Below are 13543 nucleotides of genomic sequence, written 5' to 3'. Positions count from 1 at the left end.
TATGTTCTAATTGTAAATAATCCGCTCCCAAATAACAAGTAATCCAACAAATTCACCCCTAATCTTCACAGAGTAGATTGTGAAAATAATCACTGGAAACGGTGCCAATGTTAGCGGATTCATGGTAAAATAAAGTTATTAACTTGTAGAAAGAAGGCGTACGCATGATCGCATCACTGATTTATTGGGTCGTTGTGGTTGGTCTGATCGTCTGGGGTGTCTGGATGGCCATCCTCTCCGCTTACTGGGCAAGCCAAAAACAAAACGGCAACATTTTCTTTATTGCAATTATGAATACCTTAGGTGCCTTAGCCGGGCTGTTAGTTTGGTGGGTCTTTAATAATCAAGACTGGCAATATTACTGGTTATCCAGCACCGTTAAGACGACTAATCTGTTAGGCATCGTCTTAATCTGCTACGTGGTCTTGATTGTCATCGAGTTCATTCAAGGCCGCGGTATCAAGCCTGAAGCTGCCAAATAAAGGTTAACTCAGGTCACGTCTAGAAGTCATTCTAGGCGTTTTTTATTGCCAACTTTTACCCCCACCCCGCTCTGGTTCAACACGATTTTGCGCTCATCAGCAAGACGTACCCTTCAGTGACCGGTTTGTGCAAAAATGTGCTAATCAGCCTTTAACCGCTCATGCTACTGACCAGATAATTTTAGTCAACTTGACCAAAGGGCGTGACACCCCAACATTAGGCACCATCTGCTTCGCCATTACGTCTTAAAGTGCAGTCACCCGCCAAGCCTTAACTATCCTCGTTGAAGGCAAGAAAAATGGTCTTGAGGCCCTTAATTCAGCCTGCAAAACCATTTTCAACTCGTTTTTTTATCAGCCGACTCAGTCCAAACCTTAGGCCAAAGTCAGCTCAAATCCGCCAGCCGTCAACTGACCACCAACGACGCCCGCCGCCATTAGTGATGCAGGTGTCGTGGTTGCGGCCACGGCCGTCGTACCTAGGTTAAAACGGCCGGTAATCGTTTGTTCAGCGTCCGTGCGGGTCAACGTCAAGCACTGGTCTTCAATCGACCAGGTTAGCGTACTAGCTGCTAAGAAGTCCGCCTGTTGCCGCCGGAACTTGATCAGTGCGGTCACAAACTCACGAACTTGTTGCGCTTGGTCATCCGGATGCCAGTTCATGCACCGCCGATTGTCCGGATCAGCACCACCAACCATTGCTACTTCGGTCCCATAATAGACACAGGGACTCCCAGGCAATAACATCAGTAGTGCCAATGCTGATTTAAACTTCGTGAGATCATCATGTAACGTCGTCAGCAACCGCGGCGTATCATGCGTATCCAGTGCGTTGAACATTGCCTGCTGGTTGGGTTGGCGATACATCATCAGCTCCAGATTAGTCTTGCCAACATAGTCTGACAAGCTCAACTTACCATTAAATAGCGCCAAAATTGGCTGGGTCAACGGATAGTTCATCACCGCATTGAATTGACCGTTACCGACCAACGCTTGACTGCTGTGCCACGATTCGCCCAAGAGATAAATATCGGGTTTGACTGCCCGTAAGGCCCCACACAGCTGACGCCAAAAGCCATGGTCGACCTCATCCGCGACATCAAAGCGCCAAGCATCGATGCCAAACTGTTCGACCCAGTACTTGGTCACATCAATTAGATAAGCCTGAACGGCCGGATTTTGGGTGTTCACCTTTGGCATAGCAGCACCCGTTGCAAACGTTTCATAATTCAATTGGTGGGTCTGCGGATCACGTCCCACTGGCCAGCCATGAATATGGAACCAGTCAGCAAAGCGCGACTGTTGCCCGTGTTTGATGACATCTTGCCACTGTGGTGATTGTTCGCCAAAATGATTGAACACGGCGTCTAGCATCACACGCATACCGCGGTCGTGGGCCCCTTCGACCAGTGCTTGAAAGTCGGCCTTCGTCCCAAAATGCGGGTCGATTTCAAAGTGGTCGATCGTATCGTACTTATGATTGGACGGTGAGGCAAAAATCGGGCATAAATAGAGGCCATTGACACCCAGTGCCGCTAAATCATCCAAGTGTTCAGTAATGCCGGCTAAGTCGCCACCGTAAAACGAGTCCCGTTTGACCGTCCCCGCACCCCAGGGTTGAACGTCAGCGGGATCATTGTGGGCGTCACCATTCGCGAAGCGTTCTGGAAAGATTTGGTACCAGACAGTATCCTTGACCCAGGCAGGCGGTAATTCCGCGTCGCTCACATGTAAATAAGGCATGTGGAAATAATTGGCGACCGTCTGCCAATTGGTGGGATCATCCGCAAAAAAGCCGCCCTCCCCGTAACCGATTGTCCGACCGGCCGTATCCGTTAATAGGAAGGCATACACGACCCGGTTCGTCGGAACGGTCAATGTGGCTTGCCAATATTGATTGCTCTGCGTTGCCAATCCAGGCGCTAAGGCCATCCGCTGCAAGTCGGTGGTCCCTTCCTGCCATAAATAGGAATCCGCAAATAAAAGTTCGACCTGAGCGATGTCATCACGCGCCGTTTGAATCCGGACCTGTAACTGATGGTCCGCCAGTACCGCGGTATCTTCGCTTTCAGGACGATGACTAATTCCAGCTAGTTGCATATTGAATAAATCTCCTTTTCTGTAATCGTTTACATTATTTTACGCGTTGTGTTGGTTATTCTTTAGCATTAATGATGATTGAAACGTGCTAAGTTGGATTGCTGTTCGTCGGCGGAGGCGCGCCCTATTCCGACCTCCGGGGCTGGCTGACAACGCTGGAACAGGGCGGACATCGATTTGAACTCACGCAGAAAAGCACTGCGCAATTTCAAATACGAGTCTTCTTCTAGCCCGGGAAGACCACCCGGACAAGAAGAATTTCGCCCTTGAGCATTGTCCGCCAGCCCCTACAGTCGGGAACCCGCTCGAATGGCAGATGAACGGCCACCTATCTGGGTGCAATTGACCACTGAATATTAGGCGCCTGGTCCTTCAGACAAACTTTTAATCGGTATCATTGATGCTTTAAGGCAGTTGAATTCTGTGAAGATTACTTAAATATAAGTCACTTAGCTTAACGATATTAGTTTCAATGGCAACTGGTGTTGAACTTAGTCGACAAAATACCTTCGTTTAGAATTCAAGACTTGGTTATCTCAGACGACTAGAGAAGATACTGGTAAATTCAGTAAAACCGCTTGTCGGAAGTCTTTAAGCGCTGGTAAAAAGTTTAGTTATTGTTAGAGCCAGTCTAACAGTTGAATATCAAAATTTCCATGTATCAAGGAACCAACGACTAATTCGACAAAAAGTTGATTTCGCACATGTCTGCCTTTCGAATACTATCCCCGGCTGGAAGGCGTTTCTGACAATGCTCAGCGATGAAATTCCACTTAGCAAGCGTCTTTGGCTTGGTTAGTGGAAGACCAGCATTTAAGACGTGGGTTGTCGGTTTAAATCTGTGTCCATCGCGTTCCAGCGTTGTCAGAAATGCCTGGAAGCCGGAATAGGACGCAGCCACAACAGAAAATTTACGCTAGCTCGCACTGTTTCCAGCGGGTCCCAGCTGGCAGCACTTGAACTTGTAAAATAACACGTTTTAATCATAATTCATGACAAGTTAACCAGCACAACACGTCTGATTTTGTAACCAATTCACTAAAATTATCCTGATGATTTTGGTGAAAACGTCCCCGTTCGTCGTATTTTTAGTGTATGATTTAGTCAAAATCAGTTGAAAGGACGTTATCTATGAACACACTTTATCGCAGTACCCGGGAAACTGCAAGCCACACTATGACGTCATCACAGGCCGTCTTGCAAGGCCTCACGCCAGATGGTGGTTTGTTCGTTCCGGTCACCCTTCCGATCGCCGACTTTGACTTCGAGCAACTTGCCAATATGAGTTATCAAGAAGTGGCTTATGAGGTCCTAAAGCTCTTCTTCACCGACTATACCGCTGAAGAACTGCACGCCTGCATCGATGCTGCGTACGGCGATCAATTTGATGACCCCGCCATCGCGCCGGTCACGAAGCACGGCAACCAGTATTACCTTGAATTGTTTCATGGACCAACGATTGCCTTCAAGGACCTGGCACTGCAAATTTTACCGCATTTAATGACAACTGCCGTCAAAAAGAACCACTTGGAATCCGAAATTGTTATTTTAGCAGCGACTTCTGGAGATACCGGTAAAGCGGCCATGGCTGGTTTTGCGGATGTCGACCAGACGAAGATCATCGTCTTCTACCCTAAGGACGGGGTCAGCGCGATTCAGAAGCAACAAATGATTACCCAAACTGGTGACAATACGAACGTTGTTGCCATCAACGGTAATTTTGATGAAGCGCAAACGACGGTCAAACAGTTACTGAACGACCCGCAATTGCGCCAACGTTTAGCCGACCACCAGTATCAATTCTCTAGTGCGAATTCGATCAACATCGGCCGGCTCTTCCCGCAAGTGGCGTACTACGTCTACACTTACGCCCAATTGATTCATCAGGGTCACATCAAAAATGGCGATGCCGTCAATTTCAGTGTACCGACTGGGAATTTTGGGGACATCTTAGCTGGCTACTATGCCAAACAATTGGGCACGCCAATTCATAAATTAGTGTGTGCCTCAAACCGTAATAATGTCCTGACAGACTTTTTCAACACCGGGACTTATGATAAAAATCGTGAGTTTTATTTGACGAGTTCGCCTTCAATGGACATCCTGGTTTCCAGTAATTTGGAACGCTTGATTTTCTATCTGACAGGTGAGGATTCACTGGCAACGGCCCAACTCATGCAAGACTTACAAACTAAGGGCAGCTATACGATTACGCCGGAAATGCGCGCCAATTTAGCTGACTTCTGGGCGGGCTTCGTGACTGAAAATCAGGATCAGGACGAAATTCACCACTTAAATCACGCCCATCACTATACGATTGACCCACATACGGCCGTCGCTTCCGCAGTTGCCAAGCAGTATCGCAATGCGACTAAGGATCAGCGGCCAATGGTGGTCGTTTCAACGGCCAGTCCGTACAAGTTCCCGCAAGCCGTTTTGACCGCGATTACGGGGGAATCTACGACGGTCGATGGCCTGACTGCGGTCGACCAACTGCATGACCTGATTCAAACGCCGATTCCACCAACGGTCACTGCGTTACGTACGGCGCCCGTTCGTCATAATCGGGTCGCTGCCGTCGATAAAATGGGTGCGACAATCGAATCAATTTTAAATCTCAATTAGAAAGTGTGACTAGAATGATTACGACAATTGCTTTAGACTTAGATAACACGTTGCTCACTTCTGACAAGGCGATTTCGCCACGCACCGAGGCCGTCCTGAAACAACTCCACACGGCTGGCAAACGCATCGTACTGTGTACTGGCCGGCCAATTAAGGCGATTCAGCCCTACTTGGCCCAACTCGAACTGACACAACCGAGCGACTACGCCATCACTTTTAATGGTGGGCTCGTGCAACAGAATACGACCGGCGATGTGTTGGCACGGACGAGCGTTACCAAGAAGGACCTACAACCGCTGTTTGAACAAGCCCAACGCGACCATTTCTACTTGGACGTGATCGATTTAAAGCAAGTCTATTCCATCACCGACCTCGGTAAATCACCGTACGAAGACTTCTTGAAGGGCCTGATGCCGTTTCAAAACGTTACTTTTGCGGACCTGCCCGATGATGATTTATTCGGCAAAGTCGTTAGCGCTGGTAAGGATGCCAAAACCGTCCAAGCCCAATTGCCAAGTCAAATCACTGACTTCTTCCACGTGGTCCCTTCGCGGCGAACGTTGTTGGAATTTCTGCCACCACATACTGATAAAGCCAGTGGGTTGAAGCAGCTCCTTGGTCACTTTGATGAAAACTATGATAATCTCATGGCTTTTGGTGATGAAGAAAACGACTTAGGGATGCTAACCGCTGCCAAAGTCGGCGTGGCAATGGCAAATGCAATTCCGGCGGTCAAAGCTGCGACTGATTTTGACACGTTGTCGAATGACGAAGACGGGGTCGCTATCTTTCTCGAGAACTACTTTAAATAACACGCAAAAGGAGCCTCTTGCAGGCTTCTTTTTTAGCGAAAATACCTAAAATCAAACGAATGAGGTGTCCTTTATGCAAGCTCCCCGCATTATTCCAGCAGACTTAACGCGTGGCTCCTTTTTTGATCTGTTACAAGATGAAGACCGTAGCTTGAGCAATATTCAAGTCAGTGAAGAAGATGTTAGCCAACAGCGCATCGAGCACCCGATGCTGGACCACGTTAGTTTTGAAAAAGTTCGATTTACGGCGAGTCGTTTTGAACGACTTGACCTGACCGATTCCATCTTTACCAACTGTGACTTTTCTAATGGCCAGTTTGAAAAAGCGAGCTGGCTGCGCGTTGAGTTCAAGGATTGTAAGCTGGTCGGCATCGATTTAAACGAGGCCGCACTCAATAATGTCACCTTCGACCACTGCCAACTCGACTTAGCCATGTTATGCGATATGCGGTTCAAAACCGTGACCTTTACGAACTGTCGCCTGAACGGTACCAGCTTTATGAACAATCGGTTGGCGAGCGTCAAATTTAACGAATGCGACCTGGACCAAGTTGCCTTCAACGATACTGCCCTTAAAAATATCGATCTGAGCACTTGCAAGTTTGAGCGTCTCGAACTCGACGCTGCCGCAGCCCGCGGTATGATCGTCAATTCTTCACAAGCTGCTTATTTGGCCGCTGCTCTGATTGGGATCAAGGTCAAGCCTTGATTTTATGGTCATAGCTGTATAAAAATAGCCCCATTCTTTGCATGAACATGCCTAAGAATGTGGCTGTTTTTGACTTCATCATGATAATTTAAATTGTTTCCCAGTATAACCGGTCTTGTCAGCGGCCGTAATCGGACGAATCACCTGACACGGATTACCGGCCGCAATCACATTCGCTGGAATATCGTGGGTGACCACACTACCGCCACCGATAATCGTATGGTCGCCAATCGTGACCCCTGGTAAAACAGTCACGTTGGCGGCTAACCAACAATCATTGCCAATCGTGATTGGCTTTGCGATGCAGCCGCCATTGACCCGCTCGGTCGCATCAAATAGATGGTTACTAGTGTACAACCCGACTTTAGGTCCCAACAAGACGTGGTCGCCAATCGTAATCGGTGCGCCATCCAGCATGACACAGTCATAGTTGGCGTAGAAATCATCGCCTAAATGAATGTTGCGCCCAAACTCCACCCGAAAATTAGGATTGACGAAGGGTCGTTTGCCAGCTGAACCGACCAGTTGGCGCAGCAGCGTTTCTTTGGTTGCTAAATCAGCCGTCGCATTGACCGCATTCGTGGTCAAGGTCGCTTGGTCACGGAGGGCCGTCAACTCATCATCGGTATCCCGGTACGGTTGGCCAGTCGCCATATAAGCAAATTTTTCATCTAAGTCCATGCGCGTTCACACTCCTATTTACGGATAAAGTTCAAATACCAAGTCAAGGCACAGATGCCTTGGGCCGAGTGAATCTGACCTTGCCGAAGTAAGTCAATGACCTTGTCCAGTGGCACGAGTTGCGTGTTGACGTACTCATCCGCGTCAAAATGCCGTTCTGCCCGTTCATTCGGGTCGATGTGGGTCAAAATCAGACTGACCGTCTCATTGGTGAAGCCTTCTGAAGAACTGATTTCGGTCATCACTTGCGGGTCATGGGCCACGTAGCCCGTCTCTTCCTGCAGCTCACGTTTTGCCGCCGTTAAAGGATCTTCGCCCGGATTGATTAATCCAGCCGGCAAGCTAATGGTCTCCGCGTTGCGGCCAACCCGGTATTCTGAGCCTAACACGACCTGGTCATCCGCCGCAATCGCCAAAATCGTCACGGCATTTCCGTGTTGAATCAAGTCACGTTTGACTTCCAAGCCATCCGGCGTTTCAATCGTCTGTTTGACCAAATCAAAAATTGGCCCATGATAGACCGGTGTCGTCGACAAGACTTTGCCGGGCCGACCGACCTTTTCAAATATATCTGCCATTTGTTGTGGCTCCTTTGTTTGACTTCTTAAGTGGAAACTTCTTAATTTGGTAACTTCCTAATTCGTGATAAATCTAGACCGCACCAATGACTAAAATCCAATCAGCGTTTTAATGTTACTGCGCCTCGTGAGGCAGCATCTTGCGAATGCCCCCAGCTGGATTCGGCACGTCACCGTGGTAGCGTGGAATCAAATGAATATGGCAGTGCATCACCGTTTGTCCAGCGGCCGCATCGACATTAATGCCAATATTATAGCCATCCGGATGCCGTGCTTCATCGAGCATGACTTTCGCTTGGTCGAGTAACGTTAACATCGCCGTCCGTGTCGTTTCAGGAACGTCAAAATACGTCGCGTAGTGCGCCTTAGGGATGATCAATAGGTGTCCCGGGCTCACCGGATGCAGGTCATAAAAGGCCGCCGCTAAGTCATTTTCTAAGACATACGGTTGCGGCTGACAAAAAATACAAGCCATCGCGTTCACTCCCTACTTTGCGAGCCACCCGCCGTCAATCGGAACGACGGTGCCGTGAATATAATCGGCGTGGGCACTCGCTAAAAATAACGTTAAGTCCGCAACTTCTTGCGGCTGGGCCCACCGTTTGGCAGGGGTCTCATCCGCCACCCACTTCGCCATCTTGCCATCACCAGCAAAATCAGCGGCGTTCATCGGGGTATCAATGGCGCCTGGTGCCAAACAATTGGCCCGGATTCCCTGACTGGCATAGTCCAAATCAAGCTGTTTGGTGTAGCCAATCACGGCGTGTTTCGCAGCGGTGTAAGCCGCCCCACCGCCACCACCGACCAAACCAGCAATCGAGGCCATGTTCACAAAGACACCGTGGTGCTTTGCCAACATCTCCGGTAACACCGCATTAGTCACAATGAACTGACTGGTCAAGTCGGTGGCAATGATTTCTTGCCAGGTCGCTAAATCCGTCGCGAGTGTTGGTTGATAACCATCCAACTTGCCAGCAGTATTGCAAACGATTGATGGTGTGCCCAAGGCTTGAATTCCCGCCGCAATCGCCGCCGTCAAACCGTCAGCGTCCGTCACGTCTGCGACTTGGTAATGCAAGGCTGTCGTCGTTGCTAAAGCTGCGGGTTGGGGTTGGCGATCAATCGCAATCACCCGTGCGCCCTGCGCTAGAAAACTTTGGGCCTGTGCGAGACCGATGCCAGATGCCGCGCCCGTCACCAGGACCGTTTGCCCCACGTATTCTTCAAATTGCATTAGTCGACCAATTGCCAGTCAGTGGCTAAAATATCACAATCCGTTGGTGACCACATACTATAGGCTTCATCCGCCGTTTTAATCAAAAAGTAGGGATTCAACGGATCGCCTTTAAAGGTCGTCGTCGCTTGCAATTCAACAAATAATTCCGTGCCTTCCCAGCCTGTCCGTACTGCCCGTTTACCCGCTTTTAACTCTGGTAAAATTGCTTCAAATGTCATCATGTTGCCTCCAATTATTAATACCCAAATCGTATCATAATCCCGCAGCAAGTGACAGGCAAAAATTGGTACCAACAAATTGTCTGTTTTGCTGGTACAGACCAATTATTTGTGCGATAATGTAAGCGAATACAGAAATTAATTAATACTTGGAGGAATTTTAAATGAGTAAACTCGGTGTTTCGGTTTATCCCGAACGTTCAACTTTTGAAAAGGATGCCGCATACCTGGACTTGGCAGCTAAATACGGTTATCAGCGGGTCTTCACGTCGCTACTTGAAATCAAAGGGGATCAAGCCGCGGTCGTTGCTAACTTCAAAAAAGTGATTTCCTATGCGAACCAACTGGGCTTGCAAGTGATGGTCGACGTCAATCCCGACTTGTTCAAACAACTCGGTGTCTCCTATGATGACCTCTCATTCTTCCATGACTTAGGTGCTTGGGGCGTCCGACTCGACCTCGGCTTTACGGGTCAAGAAGAAGCCCGGATGACGCATAATGAATATGGCATTAAGATTGAAGTGAACATGTCTAAAGGGACGCACTATGTCGATACGATTATGGACTACTCCCCGGCCAAAGATAACTTATTGGGATCACACAACTTCTATCCACAACAATACACTGGCCTCGGTTACGATTACTTTGTTCAGACTTCTGAACAATACCGGCAATACGGTCTGAACACCGCCGCCTTCGTTTCATCGAATGCCGCCACATATGGGCCATGGCCGATGCAAGATGGGCTGTGCACACTTGAAGACCACCGTGGCTTACCAATTGCCGCTCAAGTTCAACATTTGAAGATGACCGGCTTAATTGACGACGTTTTGATTGGGAACGCCTACGCTAGCGAAGCTGAATTAAAAGCGGCAGCTGAAGTCTTCTTCAGCCCTTACCCACTATTACACGTCGATACGGTCAGCGACTTGTCTTCGGTCGAAGAAAAAGTGCTCTTTGCGCAACCACAAACGTATCGTGGTGATTTCTCGGATTACGTGATTCGGTCTTCACAAACGCGTGTGATTTACAAAGATGAAGACTTCCCCGCTCACCATTTGGACGCCATCCATGCCGGCGACGTCTTGATCGACAACGATGAATTCGGTCAATACAAGGGTGAATTACAGATTGCCCGTCGCGACCTCGAAAATACCGGCCGTATCAACGTGGTTGGTCACGTCGTTGTGAGTGATTTACCTTGTTTGAAGTTGCTCCAACCATGGGCGGACTTCAAATTTGTTGCAGCTGAATAGTCAACATTGAACCTATCGTAAACTTTGATGGAGGTGCTCAAATGACAACTGACTACCGTTTAACAAGTGATGCCGACCGGGAAGCGTTCTACCAGCTTTATCAATATGCGTTTAACAATCAAGATTCACCACAACGGCGGCGCTTCTTCATGGATCGTTATCAACATGGCTGGATTTATGGCCGTCACGACCACGAACAACTGGTCAGTGGTTTATACAGCTTGCCCCTCGCCGTTAATTTTCATGGCGTGACCTACAAGATGAATGGCATTGGCGACGTCATGAGTGCCCCCGAATACGCCGGGCAAGGTGGCGCAGGCCAGTTATTGACCGCTGCGTTAAACGAAATGGCGGCTGAGCACGTGACCCTGTCCTACTTGGCACCGTTCGCATACGGCTACTATCGCCGGTTTGGCTACGAGCACGTCTTCGACCACGCCCACCAAGTCATGGCCGCACATGACCTGCCGCGTATCAAACCGACCGACTGGACCGGTACGGTGACGCGCTACGGCAATGACGGCCTCGCCTTAATTAATGATTTTTACGCGGCCCAAGCGCAAAATCAGCGCGGGGGCTTGATTCGTCCAACTTGGTGGCAACACTATCTGACCTTGAAGCATGATTGGTCAGTCGCGATTTACCGGAATGCCGACGCCAAGATTGAGGGTTATTTGATTTACGAACGCCAAGCCACTAATTTCGCCATTCAGGAGTGGTCGACGAGTACCCCCACCGCTTTCGAGCGACTCGCCGACTTTATCACGAAACACGGTACGACTTTTGAAACGTTTAGTTATGACGATCCCAGTGCGACGAACGGCCTCGACTTGTTGGCTGACCCCTATACCTTGCAGGTCACGATCAAGCCTTACATGATGGCGCGGATCGTTGATTTATATGACTTCATCAAACGCTACCCGTTTACCGCCGACGTATCCTTGATTCGCCTTGCCGTAACTGACACCACGTTGCCCGCTAATCAAGGCATCTGGGAACTACAACGGGCAAACGGCCAAGTGACGCTCAATCGCATCAGCACTGACCTGACCGGAACTGCTGACATTAAACTCTCGATTCAACAACTCACCACTGCCTTGTTCGGGTCGCAATCACTGCGGCGGGCTTATCTGCATGGCCAACTGACGGGCGACCTAAACGCCATCGACCGGTTGGACGCGAGCTTAGTTAAGACGCGACCAGCTTTGATCGATTACTTTTAGGTAGCTGTTCTGAGCTGTTGGCGCGAAACTCGGCCATCGTTGCTTAGTTTGTTGCTGGAGCGTATGACTACATCAAGGTGAGACTGAACTAAACGGTATCCAATAAGCTTTATTCACAATCCGCAACAGTCGGAAGTTCGTATTCTGACTGTTGCGGATTGTTTTGATTGGACGACGCTTTAGGACTAGAATTGACAATCAGATTAAAAACATTAGAATTAGATTAAAACTATAACTTGCTGGTCTGCAATTGTCGCAATAGGCTGAAAGGAAGTCCCTATGTCTAATCCTAGTCCCGAATCAGTGCCAATGATTAGTAATCGCCAATCTAACGCCCAAATTATCAAAGCCTTTATCAGTAATTTCATCAGCTCCTTGAGTGGTAAGATGTTTTCCTTTGGCCTCGGACTGATGTTACTTGACGAGACCCACTCTGCCATCAGCTTCGGTCTCAACATGCTGATCACCCCCATCGTTGGTCTACTCTGTCTAGTGCCCATCGGTAACTTGGTAGATACCTACCCACATAAAGCGGTGCTGACGGGGAGCTTGCTGGCGCGCATCACAGCACTGTTTTTATTTGCCATCAGCATTAATTTTTTTATCGGAAACAACAAATTAATTCCAATTGTCGTATTCTTAATTGTCGACGCCATCTCGACCAATCTCAACGATACGTGTTACTCAGCTGCCATCCACGAACTTGTGAACCGCCACAGCGTTCAGCGGCTGAGCTCACTGACACAAAGCGCTATTTCTTTATCTTCGATCCTATCACCGGCACTGGGCGTCGGCCTGTATAGTTTCGTTGGCTTTACGGGATTTATTGGCTTGGAAATTATCGCAACGATTGCAGCTTTCGGGGTGATGTTGACGATGCATTTCCACTATCAGCCACGCAATCAACAAATCGCACCGCAATCACACCATGATCAACTGAAAAGCTTTCGTTTAGGCATTACCTACATGCAATCGCGAACCATGATTAAACTCACGATTCTGCTCAGCGTTATCCTGAACTTCTTTTATACCGCTGTCACGATTGGCACACCCTATATTCTCAAAGCCCAACTGCATACCAGTAACGGCCCCGTGGGTGTTCTCGAGACTGGTAGTGCCATTGGAATGCTACTCGGCAGATTGATGCTGAGCATATTTCCAACGGGTAATCAAAAACGACTCTTTTGGAAGTTAATGATGCCAGTGTTAGTCATCGATATCCAAATCGGTCTACTAGGATTACTATTCAGCACGTCACAATCAGCGGCCAACTATGCCATTATTGGTAGTCTCATCATGGGCATCTTAGCTTTAGCACTCGTGATTTTAAACATCACCTTTCAAGTTTATTTACAGCAAACGGTCCCTACCCAGCTCTTGGGTCGAGTCGTGGCAACCATGACAACCGTCAATAGCTCGATTATGCCAATTGGGACGCTATTATTCACCATTATTTTCCAAAACACCCACCACGGCGGACTGGTACTCATCGTCAATAGCTTGTTGTTGATTGGGTACACGTTACTACTCCTAAAGCCATTGCATCAGGCGATTCGCACTGACCAATCATCCTCAATTTGAGTCGTGCCTTGGGCTGTTCCCAGTTCAGATATCGTGATTCA

The 13543-nt window shown here is 48.6% G+C and carries 13 protein-coding genes; 7 read left to right on the top strand and 6 right to left on the bottom strand.

Going from position 1 to position 13543, the window contains the following annotated elements:
- Positions 1–164: 164 nt before the first annotated feature.
- Positions 165–482, top strand: a complete 318-nt coding sequence (locus tag MZO40_RS06780; protein WP_003639467.1) for a hypothetical protein — start codon at positions 165–167, stop codon at positions 480–482.
- Between the two features lie 375 nt (positions 483–857).
- On the opposite strand, the gene MZO40_RS06775 is transcribed toward MZO40_RS06780, so the two are convergent.
- Complete coding sequence (locus MZO40_RS06775; protein ID WP_105961112.1) at positions 858–2582, bottom strand: glycoside hydrolase family 13 protein; 1725 nt, start codon at positions 2580–2582, stop codon at positions 858–860.
- 1131 nt (positions 2583–3713) lie between these two features.
- Between MZO40_RS06775 and thrC the strand changes: the two genes are divergently transcribed.
- The 3 genes from thrC (at position 3714) to MZO40_RS06760 (ending at position 6728) form a co-directional block, all read left to right on the top strand.
- Positions 3714–5207 carry a threonine synthase gene (gene thrC / locus MZO40_RS06770; protein ID WP_105961113.1) on the top strand — a complete coding sequence of 498 codons (1494 nt, stop codon included), beginning with the start codon at positions 3714–3716 and terminating at the stop codon, positions 5205–5207.
- A gap of 14 nt (positions 5208–5221) precedes the next feature.
- Positions 5222–6019 (top strand): Cof-type HAD-IIB family hydrolase, encoded by a 798-nt coding sequence (locus tag MZO40_RS06765; RefSeq protein ID WP_105961114.1) that lies wholly within the window; start codon positions 5222–5224, stop codon positions 6017–6019.
- 73 nt (positions 6020–6092) lie between these two features.
- Positions 6093–6728 carry a pentapeptide repeat-containing protein gene (locus MZO40_RS06760; RefSeq protein WP_105961115.1) on the top strand — a complete coding sequence of 212 codons (636 nt, stop codon included), beginning with the start codon at positions 6093–6095 and terminating at the stop codon, positions 6726–6728.
- A gap of 78 nt (positions 6729–6806) precedes the next feature.
- Here MZO40_RS06760 and MZO40_RS06755 read toward each other — a convergent pair whose 3' ends face one another.
- The 5 genes from MZO40_RS06755 to MZO40_RS06735 form a co-directional block, all read right to left on the bottom strand.
- Positions 6807–7409, bottom strand: a complete 603-nt coding sequence (locus MZO40_RS06755) for a sugar O-acetyltransferase (RefSeq protein ID WP_105961116.1) — start codon at positions 7407–7409, stop codon at positions 6807–6809.
- 14 nt (positions 7410–7423) lie between these two features.
- Positions 7424–7987 carry an NUDIX hydrolase gene (locus tag MZO40_RS06750; protein ID WP_252133182.1) on the bottom strand — a complete coding sequence of 188 codons (564 nt, stop codon included), beginning with the start codon at positions 7985–7987 and terminating at the stop codon, positions 7424–7426.
- A 115-nt stretch (positions 7988–8102) separates the two neighbouring features.
- A complete protein-coding gene (locus MZO40_RS06745; RefSeq protein ID WP_105920711.1) occupies positions 8103–8462 on the bottom strand; it encodes an HIT family protein in 360 nt (119 codons plus the stop codon).
- A gap of 12 nt (positions 8463–8474) precedes the next feature.
- Entirely contained in the window at positions 8475–9221 is a 747-nt protein-coding gene (locus MZO40_RS06740; RefSeq protein ID WP_101873032.1) for a 3-oxoacyl-ACP reductase, read from the bottom strand.
- The gene (locus MZO40_RS06735) at positions 9221–9442 is read right to left on the bottom strand and encodes a DUF2829 domain-containing protein (protein WP_003639475.1); all 222 of its coding nucleotides are present in this window, start codon (positions 9440–9442) and stop codon (positions 9221–9223) included. Before MZO40_RS06735 ends, MZO40_RS06740 begins: the two co-directional genes overlap by 1 nt.
- 164 nt (positions 9443–9606) lie before the next feature.
- Here MZO40_RS06735 and MZO40_RS06730 point away from each other — a divergent pair, with 164 nt between their 5' ends.
- The 3 genes from MZO40_RS06730 to MZO40_RS06720 all read left to right on the top strand — a co-directional run bounded on the left by MZO40_RS06730 (position 9607) and on the right by MZO40_RS06720 (position 13502).
- Positions 9607–10698: a DUF871 domain-containing protein gene (locus MZO40_RS06730; RefSeq protein ID WP_105961118.1), complete on the top strand. Its 1092-nt coding sequence runs from the start codon at positions 9607–9609 to the stop codon at positions 10696–10698.
- A gap of 41 nt (positions 10699–10739) precedes the next feature.
- Positions 10740–11921 (top strand): enhanced intracellular survival protein Eis, encoded by a 1182-nt coding sequence (gene eis, locus MZO40_RS06725; protein ID WP_088770873.1) that lies wholly within the window; start codon positions 10740–10742, stop codon positions 11919–11921.
- A 279-nt stretch (positions 11922–12200) separates the two neighbouring features.
- The gene (locus MZO40_RS06720; protein ID WP_252133181.1) at positions 12201–13502 is read left to right on the top strand and encodes an MFS transporter; all 1302 of its coding nucleotides are present in this window, start codon (positions 12201–12203) and stop codon (positions 13500–13502) included.
- The last annotated feature ends 41 nt before the right edge of the window (positions 13503–13543 follow it).

It is taken from the genome of Lactiplantibacillus sp. B652, assembly GCF_023806745.1.
Classification (GTDB): Bacteria; Bacillota; Bacilli; order Lactobacillales; family Lactobacillaceae; genus Lactiplantibacillus; species Lactiplantibacillus pentosus.
The sequence above is the reverse complement of the archived record's forward strand: the minus strand, read 5'-3'. Positions and strand labels throughout refer to the sequence as shown.